This window comes from Brevibacillus sp. (assembly GCF_003521185.1).
Lineage (GTDB): Bacteria > Bacillota > Bacilli > Brevibacillales > Brevibacillaceae > Brevibacillus > Brevibacillus parabrevis.
On record NZ_DOTK01000034.1, the window covers coordinates 16,652 to 31,028 of the forward strand.

Annotated in this window: 17 protein-coding genes and 1 other RNA gene; 12 read left to right on the top strand and 6 right to left on the bottom strand. The window is 53.7% G+C overall.

Annotated elements, in window-relative coordinates; all coding sequences use genetic code 11:
* Window positions 1–23: 23 nt before the first annotated feature.
* Window positions 24–581, top strand: a complete 558-nt coding sequence (locus DEP07_RS08180) for an RNA 2'-phosphotransferase (RefSeq protein WP_287102358.1) — start codon at window positions 24–26, stop codon at window positions 579–581.
* Here DEP07_RS08180 and DEP07_RS08185 read toward each other — a convergent pair.
* Entirely contained in the window at window positions 578–1,114 is a 537-nt protein-coding gene (locus tag DEP07_RS08185; RefSeq protein ID WP_287102359.1) for a DUF309 domain-containing protein, read from the bottom strand. The genes DEP07_RS08180 and DEP07_RS08185 overlap by 4 nt on opposite strands.
* A gap of 168 nt (window positions 1,115–1,282) precedes the next feature.
* On the opposite strand from DEP07_RS08185, the gene DEP07_RS08190 reads away from it, so the two are divergent.
* Entirely contained in the window at window positions 1,283–1,528 is a 246-nt protein-coding gene (locus DEP07_RS08190) for a hypothetical protein (RefSeq protein ID WP_122965473.1), read from the top strand.
* Between the two features lie 63 nt (window positions 1,529–1,591).
* Here the strand turns inward: DEP07_RS08190 and DEP07_RS08195 are convergent, their stop codons facing one another.
* A complete protein-coding gene (locus DEP07_RS08195) occupies window positions 1,592–1,762 on the bottom strand; it encodes a YjzC family protein (RefSeq protein WP_083955748.1) in 171 nt (56 codons plus the stop codon).
* Window positions 1,763–1,899: 137 nt separating this feature from the next.
* On the opposite strand from DEP07_RS08195, the gene DEP07_RS08200 reads away from it, so the two are divergent.
* The 3 genes from DEP07_RS08200 (at window position 1,900) to DEP07_RS08210 (ending at window position 4,749) form a co-directional block, all read left to right on the top strand.
* Window positions 1,900–2,844 (top strand): GntR family transcriptional regulator, encoded by a 945-nt coding sequence (locus tag DEP07_RS08200; RefSeq protein ID WP_122965069.1) that lies wholly within the window; start codon window positions 1,900–1,902, stop codon window positions 2,842–2,844.
* Window positions 2,845–3,380: 536 nt separating this feature from the next.
* Complete coding sequence (locus DEP07_RS08205; protein ID WP_122965474.1) at window positions 3,381–3,731, top strand: DUF4870 domain-containing protein; 351 nt, start codon at window positions 3,381–3,383, stop codon at window positions 3,729–3,731.
* A gap of 244 nt (window positions 3,732–3,975) precedes the next feature.
* Window positions 3,976–4,749: an enoyl-CoA hydratase/isomerase family protein gene (locus DEP07_RS08210; protein WP_122965070.1), complete on the top strand. Its 774-nt coding sequence runs from the start codon at window positions 3,976–3,978 to the stop codon at window positions 4,747–4,749.
* 3 nt (window positions 4,750–4,752) lie between these two features.
* On the opposite strand, the gene DEP07_RS08215 is transcribed toward DEP07_RS08210, so the two are convergent.
* Together DEP07_RS08215 and DEP07_RS08220 are read right to left on the bottom strand one after the other, a co-directional pair.
* Window positions 4,753–5,175 (bottom strand): Gmad2 immunoglobulin-like domain-containing protein, encoded by a 423-nt coding sequence (locus DEP07_RS08215; protein WP_122965071.1) that lies wholly within the window; start codon window positions 5,173–5,175, stop codon window positions 4,753–4,755.
* A 130-nt stretch (window positions 5,176–5,305) separates the two neighbouring features.
* The gene (locus tag DEP07_RS08220; RefSeq protein ID WP_122965072.1) at window positions 5,306–5,674 is read right to left on the bottom strand and encodes a hypothetical protein; all 369 of its coding nucleotides are present in this window, start codon (window positions 5,672–5,674) and stop codon (window positions 5,306–5,308) included.
* A gap of 126 nt (window positions 5,675–5,800) precedes the next feature.
* Here DEP07_RS08220 and ssrS point away from each other — a divergent pair.
* A non-coding RNA gene (gene ssrS, locus DEP07_RS08225) (6S RNA) lies at window positions 5,801–5,994 on the top strand.
* A gap of 112 nt (window positions 5,995–6,106) precedes the next feature.
* Here ssrS and DEP07_RS08230 read toward each other — a convergent pair.
* Together DEP07_RS08230 and DEP07_RS08235 are read right to left on the bottom strand one after the other, a co-directional pair.
* On the bottom strand, window positions 6,107–6,601 hold the full coding sequence (locus tag DEP07_RS08230; protein ID WP_173598035.1) for a hypothetical protein: 495 nt from the start codon (window positions 6,599–6,601) through the stop codon (window positions 6,107–6,109).
* Between the two features lie 60 nt (window positions 6,602–6,661).
* Window positions 6,662–8,401, bottom strand: a complete 1,740-nt coding sequence (locus DEP07_RS08235) for an Rqc2 family fibronectin-binding protein (RefSeq protein WP_173598036.1) — start codon at window positions 8,399–8,401, stop codon at window positions 6,662–6,664.
* Between the two features lie 187 nt (window positions 8,402–8,588).
* Between DEP07_RS08235 and DEP07_RS08240 the strand changes: the two genes are divergently transcribed.
* The 6 genes from DEP07_RS08240 (at window position 8,589) to priA (ending at window position 14,362) form a co-directional block, all read left to right on the top strand.
* Window positions 8,589–9,473, top strand: coding sequence for a YicC/YloC family endoribonuclease (locus DEP07_RS08240; protein WP_173599680.1), 885 nt, complete (start codon window positions 8,589–8,591; stop codon window positions 9,471–9,473).
* 24 nt (window positions 9,474–9,497) lie between these two features.
* On the top strand, window positions 9,498–9,758 hold the full coding sequence (gene remA / locus DEP07_RS08245) for an extracellular matrix/biofilm regulator RemA (protein WP_015891999.1): 261 nt from the start codon (window positions 9,498–9,500) through the stop codon (window positions 9,756–9,758).
* A gap of 16 nt (window positions 9,759–9,774) precedes the next feature.
* Window positions 9,775–10,395 carry a guanylate kinase gene (gene gmk / locus DEP07_RS08250; RefSeq protein WP_122965076.1) on the top strand — a complete coding sequence of 207 codons (621 nt, stop codon included), beginning with the start codon at window positions 9,775–9,777 and terminating at the stop codon, window positions 10,393–10,395.
* Between the two features lie 3 nt (window positions 10,396–10,398).
* Window positions 10,399–10,605, top strand: a complete 207-nt coding sequence (gene rpoZ, locus DEP07_RS08255; RefSeq protein WP_063229880.1) for a DNA-directed RNA polymerase subunit omega — start codon at window positions 10,399–10,401, stop codon at window positions 10,603–10,605.
* Between the two features lie 74 nt (window positions 10,606–10,679).
* Window positions 10,680–11,930 (top strand): bifunctional phosphopantothenoylcysteine decarboxylase/phosphopantothenate--cysteine ligase CoaBC, encoded by a 1,251-nt coding sequence (gene coaBC / locus DEP07_RS08260; RefSeq protein ID WP_122965475.1) that lies wholly within the window; start codon window positions 10,680–10,682, stop codon window positions 11,928–11,930.
* On the top strand, window positions 11,927–14,362 hold the full coding sequence (priA, locus tag DEP07_RS08265) for a primosomal protein N' (RefSeq protein WP_217021459.1): 2,436 nt from the start codon (window positions 11,927–11,929) through the stop codon (window positions 14,360–14,362). The genes coaBC and priA overlap by 4 nt, the downstream gene beginning before the upstream one ends.
* Window positions 14,363–14,377 lie beyond the last annotated feature (15 nt).

Here is a 14,377-nt window from a genome sequence, read left to right on the forward strand (position 1 = left end):
GATAGGGGAAAGGAGAGAAAGCCATGCTGGCGCCACACGAAGAAGTCCAGCTGCGCAAGCATCTGCTGGGCATCCTGCGGCAAAAGAATGAGCACGTCCAGCTTTACTTCGATACATATGGATTCACGCCAACAGGACCATTGCTCGCTTATTTGCGCTCGATCAAAGGGTGGGAAAATATTCGCCGCTCCGATCTGTGGCAAGTCGTGGACAATGACCCGCAGCGGCAAATTGACTGGGATGGCGGCGTTTTGCTTCGCGCCACCTACGGCTTTGCTTCAAGCCCAGTCCAGGCAGCAGGCCGACTCACAGAGGTGGAGCCACCAGCGCGTCTGTACTACGGCACGCACGAAAAGCTTGTTCGGCAAGTGCTCACGGGCGGACTTTTGCCCATCGCTAGTGACTTTGTGCAGCTTGCGCTCGCGATCGAAGAGATCGGGATGCCGGAAGACACGCTCTCTGTGCTGACCGTGCAGGCGGCAGAGGCGAGGGCAACCGGCATCCGATTTTTCAAAGGGAGCGGAGCATTTTTGTACAGCGATGCGATTCCAGCCGCTTTTGTAACAGAAGAAGCGTATTAGTCCGCCGGATTGATCTGCTTTCCTTGGCGCAGTTGCAGTTGCCGCTCTCGTTCTGCGAGCACGTCGCTGCGGTCGCGCAACGTATGCTTGTTCAGCAAAAACGGATCGCTCATGTCGCTGTCGCGGTGCTCAGGCTGATTTTGCCGGGCACAAGCCGCTTTGTACGCGGATATCAGGTCTGCGGCCTGCATCGGCAAGGTAAGGCTGCGGTATGGCATGCCTTTTTGAATCTCATCCAGGCGCTCTGCCAGCAATCGCTGCAGGGCCATGCTGTCCAAGCCAAGGCGCTCGATCTCTTCATGGTGTTCTTTGACCAACGCGTGGGCGCTTGTAAGCATCTTGCTAGCGCCATTCAGGTTGCCGCGTCTGTGATGATACAGGCCCACGGCAATTTGGATCAGGCCGACCCACACAGGCTGGCGCTTTTCTGGTGGAGCACTCTTCCAATATTCTTCGAGAATCTCGTGACACTCGAAGTAGTCGCGTTCGACATGAAACTGAACCAGGTAGTCCAGATACGGCTCAGGATACATGATGGACTTCACCTCGCTCTTTTTTGGGAAAAACGTCTCGATGTTTTTTCGCGAAAGCGGGTGCGCCGCTTGCGGTCAGTCAAACGATCAAGAGCGTTTTGTTTTCAACCGTTTCGTTATGTACTATTATAATGCATAGAGAAGAGAAATCGAGGTGTGAAACATTTTATGACAAGAGATGAACTCATGGCCGTCCTGGAAAAAAAGCGGATGACGGAAATTATCGAATTGATTGAGGATGCCGAGCAAGGCGATCTGGAAGAGCTGGAATTGGTGGAAAGCCTGGGACTGTTGATGGATCAGGAGCTGAACAAAGAAGTGATCAGTCTTCTGGAAAGCCTCGGGGTCACCATCATCTATTTGAGTGGCGATGAAGAAGATGAGGACGAAGCGGACGAAGACGACGAGAACTAAAAAGGAACCAACCTGGCTGTTTCAGCAAGGTTGGTTTTTTGATCGTGAGCGTGGGACTAGCGCCTACTTTTGGGTCCATACCCGGTTTTTGTTGCGTGTAGCGGGAAACTTTTGCCCTCTGTCCAGCTCGATGATCATCGGGTCTTGCACGCTGGCGCCAGTCTCCCCGATTTCCATGTACACGCCATTTTTCGGCGATTTGTCGCCTTCACGAAAACGGCTTTGTTCTCCCATCAGGGCACCTTCTTTCTCGTGATGTGTGATCAGCCTTAGTATTGCCGCGAAGGAACGGATCATGCCGACGGCTTCTATTGACGTTCGATTCGCAATTCATATACGATGTTTTCAATGATGGATGAAGAGGTGAATTCATGCTACGCCTGACCCTGCAAAAGGATTCGAATGTTTCGTACCACGAACAGATCTACCAACAAATTGCCTCCTCGATTCGCAGCGGAGAACTTCCGCCGAATGAACAGTTGCCGACAGTAAGGGAGCTTGCTGCGCAGCTGAAGGTCAATTACAACACGGTCCGCAGCGTTTATCTCCGCTTGCAGCAGGAAGGTATGGTGGACTCGCGACAGGGGCGAGGGACCATCGTCAGCAACATCGTCAACGATCCACTATTGACCCGCAATCCGGCGCATCTCGCCTTGCTGGCCAAAGAGACATTGCACAAAGTAAAGGCGATGGGGTACTCGATGGATGAGTTTACCCGCGTCCTCTCTTGTGTGATGCAGGAAATCAACCAGTTTCCCGTTTTGTTTCTGCGCTTCACCGAGCTGGAGCTTGCCGAATATTTGCGTCTGGTGCAATACCATCTTCCGAGTGTCATGCTGGAAGGGCGAACCTTCGAGGATTTTTCCCAGCGAGTCGAGCAGGACCCGAGCTTTTTGCAACAATACAAAGCGATTGTGACGCATCCTTCCGTGAATTTGCGCGCGAAGCATCGGCTGCCGCGCGAAGCCCCGCCAGTCGTCAGTCTCGACTTTATACCCGACCCGACAACGGTAATTCCCGCCATGGAAGCGTACCCCCGGCATACAAAAGTGGGGCTGGTCTGTGCTACCATTCGCGGGGCGGCAGGAATGATCAATGATTTGTACAATGCGGGCATTACCCATCTGGACATTCGCACGATCGAAGCGAATCATCCCGATGTGTTCGAGCTGATTACAAACTGCGATGTCGTGTATATTTCGAAGCCTGGCTATATGGTCAGGCCGCATTTGCTGACTTTGCCAAAAGTGAAGGAATACCAGGAAATTCCCGATCATCACGGAATCAACGAGCTGCGAAAAATTGTCACGCAATGATCGATTCATCCCCGCACTTATTCACTGGCCGCCTGCCAGAGCTTTTTTCTTCATACACATAGACAAAACCCCGCCGGCAGATGCTCTGTCGGCTTTGTTGTGCCAGGCAGGACACCCGCTGATTTTGGCTCAACAATAGACAAGTGTACCATGCCAATGCACCTTCACCTACATACCTTGTAGATGTAACGATCAGGAGGGGGTGAGGTTCATGGGTTGCGGATGCAGAAAGTCTCATTGCAAGTGCTACTACAAGAAGTGCTGCAAGAAGAAATACTACAAAAAACATTGCTACTACAAGCCTTACTACAAAATGGAATGTAAAACAGGTCGCGGTGGCTGCGGTCACCATCACCACCACGGTGAAAGCTGTGGACATGGCGGCGATTTTGGGTCCTCTTGGGGTGGACACAGTCACGGTGGCAAATATTAATAGCGAGGGAAGCGCCTTTTGGGCGCTTTTTTCGTTTTTTCGCAAGTTTCAAGCGAAGATATCGTACACTTACAGTAACGGGAATGGAATGGGGGAGAAAACGATGAATCATTTGAGCGGAAAAGACGAGCGAATGTGGGCCATGATTGTGCATCTGTCTGCTCTGGCAGGCTTTTTGATCCCTTTTGGCAATGTGCTGGGGCCGCTGGTTATTTGGCTGGTCAAGCGGGAAGAGGGCGAGTTTTTTCAAGAGCATGGGAAGGAAGCGCTCAATTTTGGCATCTCGATTACGATTTATGCCGCGATTTCCGGCTTGTTGCTGATTGTCTTTATCGGCGCGATCTTATTGACCGCCTTGTTCATTTTCTGGATCGTCTTCGTTGTCATCGCCGCCGTCCGGGCAAACGAGGGCAAATCGTACCGCTATCCGCTGACGCTGCGCTTTGTGAAATGAAGAGCAAAACGAGGGAACCGTTCCGTTGAGGGGCGGTTTTTTCGTAATTTTCTCGCAAAAAAGGCAGGGTGAATGACCATTCATCGCGAAAATAGGGGAGAAAGCAAGCGGAGCGTTTTCCTTGCGTTCGCACCACAACCACAAGAGCATTTCGCTCAATTTGCGGACAGAGGAAGGATTGCGCAAGCTACAGCGTCAAGGCGTTATTCCGGAAGCGTCCCAATAGAAAGGAGAAGTGAGAAGAATGGAACACACAGGACAGGCAGAAAGCCTTTTGGTGAAAAAAGAAGCGGGAGTCTGCACGATTACGCTCAATCGCCCGCATGTGCTGAATGCGCTGACAGTGGAGATGTTTTCCTTGCTGCAACAGGCGATTGCGGAGGCGGCGGATGATTCGGAGGTGGAAGTGCTCATTCTGCGGGGAGCGGGCGGTCATTTTTGCTCGGGAGCCGATTTGACCGTATTGACATCGCTGAGCGAGAAAAGCGAGGCAGATGACGCGCTTTCGGTGATCAACGATTTCATCACCCGGTTGAATCAGATGCCCAAGCCAGTCATTGCGGTCGTGGAAGGGGTAGCAGTCGGAGCGGGGCTGAACTTGGCGCTGCACGCGGATTTTGTCATCGCGGCGACAGATGCGGTCTTGCAAGAACCGTTTGTACAGATCGGACTGACGACGGACTTCGGCGGCACCTATTTGTTGCCACGGCTCGTCGGAACAGCTTGGGCGAAACGTCTTGCGTTGCTTGGCGAAAAAATTTCCGGGCAAACAGCCGAACAAATCGGTCTGATTTATCGAGCTGTGGAGCCTGCGCGGATCGAGCAGGAAGTGGAAGCACTGGTGTCCATGGTGCGCCGCTTGCCAAGCCAGGCTTACGCAGTTACGAAGGAAGGGCTGGGACGGTGCCAGTTTAACGGCCTGGAGTACGCGCTTGCCTGGGAAAAACAGCAGCAGCCGTCCTTGATTGCCCATCCCGAGTTCCAGTCGCTCGTTCGTGCCAAAAGGAAGCGGACGTAAGCTTTATTTTGGCAACGGGATTTTCAATTCGTGAATGCGCTGCCCTGATTCGGCGCTTTCTTCAAACAGGACGAGGACAGGCTCCTTCAGCTTGGAGGCGTCGAGGTTCAGGTTGATGCTGAACGTACCCCATGCTGGCCCACCCTGACTGGCGGTAACAAAACTGTCGGCCAATGTGGCGTCTCCATCTGTCACGACAAAGCGGACGGTCGCCTCGAATACGCGTGCTTCGCCTTTTACTGTGTATTGGCCCGCTCCCGTTTTCGTCACCGATATGTTGCGAAAGGACTCGTTCTCGTATTTGCCGCCTGATTCGCCAGCAGGTTGCTCCAGGGCAGTCGCAGACGCAAACAGCGGGGAGGCGGTCATACCGACGGACGCGGCAGCCAGCAAGGACAAGACGAGAAGCTTTTGGGGAAAACGCATGATATCCCTTCCTTTTCCAGAAGTATGTGTCGTTTTTAAGATGGCGACCTGCCAGGTGTTTTATTCTGGAAAAGCAACGGTCCCAAAGGAAAAAGCTTTGGCTGTCAAAGGCCAAAGCTTTTTTCGCTTGCTAGGAGCCTGTCCGAAAAATCGGCAAAGTTTCGTATGTTTGTCCCAGGACGTTTTTATGAGCGCCGCCCAGATAGCCGTCGATCACGCTTGCATAAATGCTGCGAAAATGGCGATAAATCCGGGCGAAGTATTCGATTTCGTCGGCACTTGGCGCAGGCTTGTAAAAGGCGCGCAATACTTTTTCCGTCACAAAAACGGCCGTACGGGGATGAGCAAGCAGCAACTCGACAAGGGAGGCGAGCGATTCGAAGCTGCGGGGAGCCGGATCAGCAGTCACGAGCTGTTTGATCTCCGCTTGCAGGCCGGCTCCGCCCGTGTAGCTGCCAAATCCGGCTTTGTCGTACAGCCGCTTCACATTCTCATCCATACACAATCCTCACTCCTTTTCGCCTGATGGGTCCAAGCTTACAAAAAGGTGTGGGAAAAGAATGGGAAACGAAAGGAAAGAAAATCCGTTGAGCGTGGAATGATTCTGTGGTAAAGTAGTTGTATCAAGATCCTGCGATGTACGTAAGGCCGTAAATGTTTCTAACCTTATACGTGTTTTTCGGGAGACGAAAATTTGTGATGGATGTCAGGCCCACCTCCCTTTTGGGGATGCATGGGAAGGCTGAAGGGCAGACCAGTCACCCACCTGTGTGAGCGCAGGTTATAGAAACATGAGGTCAACGGCAAAGCGGGGACTTGAAAGCATGTAAAAGCAAAGATTTGCCGATAGCATGAAAAAACCACTTGGAGATTTCCAGGTGGTTTTTCTATGTCTTCTGTTGTCGACGAAACGATTTTCGCAGCATGGCGATCAATGAGTCGTTCTGTTTTGTTTGCCGGAACCGTGTCCCTGGCCTTGGTTTTGTCTGCGGCTCGACGAATCTTGTCCGTCTTGCTGATCGTTGTTGTTGACAATCGTCAAGCTTTGCTCCAGGGATTGAGAATCTTGAGCGTCCTGGAGGATTTGGTACATTTGCAGGAAGTTTGCTTTCTGGCCTTCGGGTATGCCTTTAATGCGCACGGTCAGTTCCTGTGGCCCGCCTTGCTGCCCTTGACCTTGCCCCTGGCTTTGCCCGCCCTGGCCGCTAGTGGAGCTTCCTTCCCCGGAGCTGGGCTGTTCGTCCAGAAAGCTGAGGAACATGGAGTCGCTGTCTTGAAAATCCTGTCCACCGCCGCTTTGCGAATGCTGGTCGCCGCCACCGTTTTGTCCGCCACCACCGCCGCTGCCGCCTTGTCCACCGTTTTGCTGCTCAAACAATACGCTGAATTCGTTTAGATCAGTCTGGATGATGCCAATGACGTTCATCCTGATCCTCCTTCCAAAGTTGAAACCACGAAGATATGCTTCTTTGCTCTTAGTATGAGCTTAGCGGGTTTCGCTATGCGTGGAGGAAGCGTTCGCTTTCAACTGGCGGACGAGGGCTTCGTCCGGTGTGACGTACAAGGTGCGCTGTTGCTCGTAAATGACAAAGCCCGGCTTGGCGCCGCTCGGTTTTTTGACGTGCTTGATCAAGGTGTAGTCGACAGGAATTTGGCTGCCTTCTTTGGCGCGACTGAAATAGGCGGCCAGATTTGCCGCTTCCAGCAACGTTTGCTCGGAGTATTCCCGGGAGCGGATGACGACGTGAGAACCGGGAATGTCCTTCGTATGCAGCCATGTCTCATGCGAAGCGGCCAGTTTGTTCGTCAAAAATTCGTTTTGCTTGTTGTTTTTTCCGACCAAAATTTCCGTTCCGTCTGTGGACACGTACGTTTCCAGCTCAGGGCGCGTATCTTTTTTCTTGCGCGGCCCGCGCTTTTTCCGATCGCGCATGTAGCCTTGCTCGACAAGCTCGTCGCGAATTTCTTCGGCTTCCTTTAGGCTGGCGTGCCCAAGCTGAACCAAAAGGCCGTCTAGGTAAAGAATTTCCGCTTTGGCCTGCTCGATTTGCTCACTGACGATTTGCAGGCTGTTTTTTGCCTTGTTGTAGCGCTTGTAGTACGCTTGCAGATTTTCGGACGGCGTCTTCAGCGGATCGAGCGGAATCGTGATGGTTCCGCCCGCTTCGTCGTACCAGTTGACCGTGACCAGCTCGGTGTCGCCGCGCTTCATTTGGTGCATGTTGGCGGTAATCAGCTCGCCGAACAGGCGGAATTGGTCAGCGTCGTGCGCCTCCTGTAACGTTTGCTCCAGCTTTTCGATTTTCTTTTCATTTTTGTTGCGTTCACCAGTCACGAAGCGAATCAAGTCGTGGGCGCGCTGCTTGACCGTATCGCGCAGAGCTTTGCCTTCGTAGTACGCCTGCAAGCATGTCTGCACGGATGGGTACGGCGTTGTCGTGCCCGCGGCGAGGTGCGTCAGCTCGATTACGTGGAAGTAGGCTTTGCCAGCGTGTTCCACGATGGAAGGAGCGTATGCGTGCGCCTTGACTGCTTCCATGACCGCAGAAAAAGCTTCCCACAGCGTTTCCCGATTCGCCAGCTTCGCTCTGTGCACGATCTCTTTTGCCAAAAGCGGGCTGATTCCCGTATAGCCGTCGACGATCTGCTTGTCCAGGCGTCCGCTGTTCCAATCGATGGAGGAAATGAACTCTTGCTCGGTCGCAGCCAACGGGTCGCGCTTGTCTTGGCTCGGCGGGGAGACGTACGTCCTGCCGGGCGTGACCTGCCTGTACTGGCTGATCGCCAAGGTGACGTGCATCGCGCTGTCCAGAATCGTCCCGGTAGCCGGATCGATGAGAATGATGTTGCTGTGCTTGCCCATGATTTCCATGATAATGCGGCGGGTCGCCGTATCTCCCAGCTCGTCGCGGGTGCGGACGTCGATGTGGATGATCCGTTCCATGCCGATCTGCTCGATGGACTCGATTACGCCGCCTTCGCAATGTTTCCGCAGCAGCATGCAAAACATCGGGGCTTCCAGCGGATTTGTAAATTCTTCTGTCGTAATGTGAATCCGCGGGTACGTCGGGTTTGCCGAGAGCAGGAGCTTGACCGTTTCCCCAGGTGTCCGCACCTGCATGACAATATCGCTATGATGCGGTTGATGAATTTTGGAAATGCGTCCGCCGATACATTTATGTAATTCCCGTGTCAAGGCACGGGTCACTACGCCGTCAAATGCCACTATAGCTCACCTCTATCCTAAAAAATGCCGAGAAGGAAAAACGAATGGAGAAAATGTTTGCCAGTCACAGTGTAGCATAAAGCGGGAGAGGGAGGAATCTTGTTGTCGCCTTGCGCCTTCGGTTGACACTGCCAAGAGTTGTCTCCTATAATAAATTAACGATTTTGCGTCTGTGGAAGTGAAAATGATGGTTAGAAGCATGACAGGTTATGGACGGCAAGAGGATAGCAGGGGAACTGTGCGTTTGACTGTGGAGATTCGCGCCGTCAATCATCGGTATTCCGAGATACAGGTACGACTGCCAAAAGCTTGGAGCATGCTGGAGGATCAGGTGCGCAAGCTGGTGAGCCAGTACGTCCGAAGAGGCCGTGTCGATGTGACCATCGCGATCGACGGAAAAAGCCAGGCGGCTTCTGCTATCGATATTGACTGGCAGATGGCCGAACAGCTTGTTTCGTTGTCGCGCACGATGGCTGAGCGCTTTTCACTGGAAAGTCCGCTTGGCGTCAAGGAGCTTTTGCTCTTCCCTGGCGTGATACATACAAAAGAAACGGCAGACGACCATGACGAAGTAGCCGAATGGCTGCTGGATCAGGTACGAACTGCGGCGATCGACTTGCTTTCCATGAAAGAGGCGGAAGGCAAGCAACTGTACGCTGATTTATCCAGTCGGCTCGCACAGATTCAAGCGTGGGTAGCGGAGCTTCAACAGTTGGCTCCTATGGGGATCGAGGAACATCGAACCCGCCTGCAGCAGCGTCTGGGGGAGTGGGCCAGCCAGGTTCCGTTTGAACTGGACCTTGCGCGTGTGGCTCAAGAGGTTGCCTTTTTCGCTGACAAGAGCGATATCAGCGAGGAGATTACCCGCCTGGAAAGTCATTGTCTCCAGTTTGCAAAGCAATTGACGGCAAGCGAAGCGATCGGGCGAAAGCTTGATTTTTTGCTCCAGGAAATGAACCGGGAAGCGAATACGATTGCTTCCAAGGCGAATTACTTGCCAATCGCGCACCTCGCTGTCGAGATCAAGACCGAGCTGGAGAAAATGAGAGAGCAAGTACAGAATGTCGAGTAGCATGAAAGGATGGGCTGGGCCGTTATGGCAATCAAGCTAATCAATATCGGGTTTGGCAATATTGTGAATGCCAACCGTATCATTTCCATTGTAAGTCCGGAATCTGCCCCAATCAAACGGATCATCCAGGAAGCGCGTGATCGCAATATGCTGGTGGATGCAACGTATGGGCGCCGGACGCGCGCTGTGATTATTACGGATAGCGATCACGTCATTTTGTCGGCGGTGCAGCCGGAAACGGTGGCGCAGCGACTGACGACGAAGGATGACGAATCGGACGAATAAAGTAGGAGTGTACACAATGAGCATGGTTGATCGCGGTCTCCTTTTGATTCTCTCCGGACCTGCGGGAGTGGGCAAAGGCACGGTATGCAAGGCGCTTCGGGAAAGAATGCCCGAGCTGGTGTATTCCGTCTCGGCTACCACACGTTCTCCGCGCCCGGGCGAGGTGGAAGGAGTCAATTACTTTTTCAAGACACAGGAAGAGTTCAAGCAAATGATTGAGCAAGACGCTCTTCTGGAGTGGGCAGAATACGTAGGGAACTTCTACGGCACGCCCCGCCAATTCGTGGATGAGATGCTGGACGAAGGACGCGATGTCATTCTGGAGATCGAAGTCCAGGGCGCGCTGCAAGTGAAGGAAAGCTTTCCGCAAGGGACGTTCCTGTTCCTCGCTCCGCCTGATTTGCACGAGCTGGAAAACCGGATCGTAGGACGGGGCACGGAGACAGAGGATGTTATCCGCAAGCGGATGGAAGTAGCCCGCGCGGAAATCGAGCTGATGGATCATTACGATTACGTCGTGGTCAATGATGTTATCGAGTCTGCCTGCGATCGCATTCAGGCTATTATTACAGCCGAGCATCTGAAAAAAGATCGCCAGGTTCACAAATATCGCAAATGGTTAAAGGAGGTTGAATAGATCATGTTGTATCCATCTATTGACGAATTGACTGCGAAAGCAGAAAGCAAGTACATTTTGGTGACTGTCGCTTCCAAACGCGCGCGCCAATTGCGCGAAAACAGCGAAATGCAGGTAGTCAGACCAAAATCCAAAAAGTTTGTAGGCGTGGCTCTCGAAGAGTTTATCTCCGACGAACTGGTGCACGAGTTTTTGGACGGACGTAAATAAGAGCTTACCTTTAAAAACAACCTCCAAGCAGGTTGTTTTTTTCGGATAGGGAAGAAGAGGGGGAGTTGCAGATGATGAATACGCTCTCGGGAAAACGAATCGTGCTCGGAGTCTGTGGCGGCATTGCGGCTTACAAGGCGGCGGCGCTGACAAGCAAGCTGACACAGGCAGGGGCACAAGTGCATGTCATTTTGACGGAAAACGCCTTGAAATTCGTTCAGCCGCTGACATTTCAAGCTTTGTCGCATCTGCCGGTCTACACCGATACGTTTACGGAGCCAGACCCGCACGTCATCAGCCACATTGAGCTGGCGGACAAGGCTGACCTCGTGCTGATCGCTCCTGCCACGGCCAATGTGATCGGCAAAATCGCGAACGGAATCGCAGATGACATGCTGACGACGACCTTGCTTGCAACCAAGGCCCCGGTGATGGTCGCACCCGCGATGAATGTCAATATGTATCACCATCCGGCGGTCGCGGCGAATATGGAAAAGCTCGCGTCTTTCGGCTATCGGTTCGTGGAGCCGGGGGTAGGCTTGCTGGCGTGCGGCTGGATCGGCAAAGGGCGTCTCGCTGAACCGGAGGAAATCGTCGAAGCGGTTCAACGCTTTTTTGCCCAAGCGGACGATCAAGCAGGAGCGGCGATCAAGCAGGACTTGCTGGACAAGCACGTACTGGTGACAGCAGGGCCAACCCGGGAAAAAATCGATCCGGTTCGCTACATTACCAACCACGCCTCCGGGAAAATGGGCTATGCCATTGCCGAAGCTGCGCGCGACCGGGGAGCGAAAGTGACGCTGATCAGCGGGCCGACTTCGCTTGCCCGTCCCGCTGGTGTCGAGTTCGTAGCGGTAGAATCGGTACAGGAGATGTTCGACGCGGTCATGGAGCATCTGCCGCAAAGCGATATCGTCGTGAAGTCGGCGGCTGTATCCGATTACCGTCCGAAAACGGTGCAGGAGCATAAAATGAAAAAGGGCGACGGTCCGTTTGTCTTGGAGCTGGACAAAGCGCCGGATATTTTGAAGACGATCGGCGAACGCAAAACGAAGCAGTTCGTGGTCGGGTTTGCTGCCGAGACGCAAGATGTCCTGCTGCATGCGCAGTCCAAACTCGAACGCAAAAATCTCGACATGATCGTGGCCAACAATGTCCTGCTGGAAGGGGCAGGAATGGGAAGCGACACGAATATCGTCACCCTTTTGACGCGGGAAGGCGAGCAAGTGGCGCTGGATAAACTGAGCAAGCGGGCGGTAGCTGACAAACTGTTTGATGCCGTGCTGTTGAAGCTGCAGCATAAGCCGCTGTCGGAGCTGTCATGATCGCTCAAGTGATTGTAGACGTGCCTGTCAATCGAACGAATCGGCCTTTTGACTACAAGGTACCGTCTTGGCTTAGTCCGCTCATCCGTGTGGGCAGCAGGGTAATCGTCCCGTTTGGCCCGCGCAAGCTGCAAGGGTATGTGACCGGAATTGTGGAACTAGCGGACGGAGAAATCGCGTCGTCCCGTTTGAAAGATGTGGAGCAAGTGCTCGACGATACGCCTCCGCTTAGCCCGGAACTGCTGGAGCTGGGCGAATGGATGTCCAAACAGTATTTGTGCCCGTGGGTGACTGCTGTTCAGGCGATGATTCCGGCTGTCCTGAAAGGAAAGTCGGAGAAATGGCTGGTCGCGACAGAGGCGTTGGATGCTGACGCATGCGGACAGTCGGGGCTTTTATGGGAACTGTCGCGAAAACGGCAACTTCCGCTGGCAGAGGTGGAAAAACAGTTTCCGGAGGAGTATTTGCTCGTTCCGGGCTGGATTTCCAGCGGACTTTTGGCGACGGAATACCAGGTGACGGATCGGATTACCCGCAAGCAGCAATCTTTTGTGCGCAGTTTGCTGGATGCATCCGGCCTGGAAGAAGCGATCCGCTCCTTGCCAGCGCGTGCCGAGCAGATGCGCCGAGCGCTCGAACTGTTTCGCATGCATGAGGGGCAAGCGTTTTCGACCCAGATGCTGCAAGCGGAGTACGGCATTAGCCGCGCGTCCTTGAAGAGTTTGGAGGCAAAAGGCATTCTCGTCATTGAGCAGGTGGAAGTGTACCGCGATCCATACGCCAATCGGCGCTTTTCCGAGAAGCCGAAGCCGGAATTTACCCCGCTCCAGCAGCAGGTTTTGGCACCGATTTTGCAATCTATAAAAATGGGGATTTACTCCTCGTACTTGCTGCACGGGGTTACGGGCAGCGGCAAGACAGAAGTGTACTTGGAGGCGATTGAACAGACGCTGGCAAAAGGGCGCGAGGCGATTTTTCTCGTTCCGGAAATTTCTTTGACGCCGCAGATGGTGGAGCGGTTCAAAGCGCGCTTCGGGGCCGATGTTGCCGTCCTGCACAGTGCCTTGTCCCAAGGGGAGCGGTACGACGAGTGGCGCAAAATCATTCGCAATCAAGTAAAAGTCGTGGTGGGCGCACGCTCCGCTATTTTCGCTCCTTTTCGCAATGTCGGCCTGATCGTGATCGACGAAGAGCATGAAAGCTCCTACAAGCAAGAGGAGACACCTCGTTATCACGCGCGGGAGGTTGCGCTCTGGCGGGCGAAAAGAAACGATGCTGTCCTGATTATGGGCAGCGCGACTCCGGCTTTGGAGACGTATGCGCTGGCTACGCGTGGCCGCTACGGCCTGTTGCAAATGCCAGACCGCGTCGGAAATCGCCCGATGCCGCAGGTGCACGTCGTCGATATGCGCGAAGAGCTGCAAGCCGAGAATCGCTCGATGTTCAGCCGGAAGCTGCATGCGATGATTGCGGATCGTCTGCAAAAAGAGGAGCAGATGGTCATTTTCCTCAATCGCCGCGGCTTTTCCACGTTCGTCATGTGCCGTTCGTGCGGCTATACGATGCGCTGCATTCATTGCGACATCTCGCTTACCTACCATAAAACGAACCATACGGCGCGTTGCCACTATTGCGGCTACACGATCGCCCAGCCTACCCATTGCCCGGAATGCCAGAGCGAGCATATCCGCTTTTTCGGGACGGGAACGCAAAAAGTCGAAGCCGAGCTTGCCAAGCTGTTTCCAGGCATTCGCGTCATTCGCATGGATGTGGACACGACCTCGCGAAAAGGCGCACATGAGGAGCTGTTGAACAAATTTCGCAACGGACAGGGCGATGTGCTGCTGGGAACGCAAATGATCGCCAAAGGACTCGATTTTCCGCGGGTGACGCTGGCAGGCATTATCGCGGCGGACAGCTCGCTGCATTTGCCTGATTTTCGCGCGGCGGAAAAGACGTTCCAACTGCTGACCCAGGTAGGCGGACGCGCCGGTCGGCATGAACTGGAAGGCGATGTCGTCATCCAGACGTACACGCCGGAGCATTACAGCATCGTCCACGCCACCCGGCACGACTATCCGGCTTTTTATCACGATGAAATGTTGCAGCGCAGACGCACGGGATACCCTCCGTATTTCCGGCTGGTGCTGATCACGTTCAGCCATGAGGAAGTGCCTGTCGTGATACGCGGCGCCCACACCTTGGCAGACTTTTTGCGCCCGCGGCTTGCCCAAACGACGATCTTGCTTGGGCCTGTCGCTTCGCCCATCGCGCGCGTGAAGGATAGATTTCGCTTTCAGATCATGCTAAAATATCGGGATGAACCGCAACTGTCTGACTTGCTTGCTCAGGCGACAGCGGCATTTGAAGAATGGAACAAACAGCAGAAAGTATTGATGACGATTGACGTCGATCCATACGTATTGCTTTAGGGAGGATATGATTCA

Excerpts from the sequence above, each read along its gene's own strand:
- DEP07_RS08180 (WP_287102358.1), top strand. The coding sequence starts at position 24 with ATGCTGGCGCCACACGAAGAAGTCCAGCTGCGCAAGCATCTGCTGGGC.
- DEP07_RS08195 (WP_083955748.1), bottom strand. The coding sequence starts at position 1,762 with ATGGGAGAACAAAGCCGTTTTCGTGAAGGCGACAAATCGCCGAAAAAT.
- coaBC (WP_122965475.1), top strand. The coding sequence starts at position 10,680 with ATGAATACGCTCTCGGGAAAACGAATCGTGCTCGGAGTCTGTGGCGGC.
- DEP07_RS08230 (WP_173598035.1), bottom strand. The coding sequence starts at position 6,601 with ATGAACGTCATTGGCATCATCCAGACTGATCTAAACGAATTCAGCGTA.
- DEP07_RS08215 (WP_122965071.1), bottom strand. The coding sequence starts at position 5,175 with ATGCGTTTTCCCCAAAAGCTTCTCGTCTTGTCCTTGCTGGCTGCCGCG.
- DEP07_RS08190 (WP_122965473.1), top strand. The coding sequence starts at position 1,283 with ATGACAAGAGATGAACTCATGGCCGTCCTGGAAAAAAAGCGGATGACG.
- DEP07_RS08205 (WP_122965474.1), top strand. The coding sequence starts at position 3,381 with ATGAATCATTTGAGCGGAAAAGACGAGCGAATGTGGGCCATGATTGTG.
- DEP07_RS08185 (WP_287102359.1), bottom strand. The coding sequence starts at position 1,114 with ATGTATCCTGAGCCGTATCTGGACTACCTGGTTCAGTTTCATGTCGAA.
- rpoZ (WP_063229880.1), top strand. The coding sequence starts at position 10,399 with ATGTTGTATCCATCTATTGACGAATTGACTGCGAAAGCAGAAAGCAAG.
- DEP07_RS08220 (WP_122965072.1), bottom strand. The coding sequence starts at position 5,674 with ATGGATGAGAATGTGAAGCGGCTGTACGACAAAGCCGGATTTGGCAGC.
- DEP07_RS08240 (WP_173599680.1), top strand. The coding sequence starts at position 8,589 with ATGGTTAGAAGCATGACAGGTTATGGACGGCAAGAGGATAGCAGGGGA.
- priA (WP_217021459.1), top strand. The coding sequence starts at position 11,927 with ATGATCGCTCAAGTGATTGTAGACGTGCCTGTCAATCGAACGAATCGG.
- gmk (WP_122965076.1), top strand. The coding sequence starts at position 9,775 with ATGAGCATGGTTGATCGCGGTCTCCTTTTGATTCTCTCCGGACCTGCG.
- remA (WP_015891999.1), top strand. The coding sequence starts at position 9,498 with ATGGCAATCAAGCTAATCAATATCGGGTTTGGCAATATTGTGAATGCC.
- DEP07_RS08200 (WP_122965069.1), top strand. The coding sequence starts at position 1,900 with ATGCTACGCCTGACCCTGCAAAAGGATTCGAATGTTTCGTACCACGAA.
- DEP07_RS08210 (WP_122965070.1), top strand. The coding sequence starts at position 3,976 with ATGGAACACACAGGACAGGCAGAAAGCCTTTTGGTGAAAAAAGAAGCG.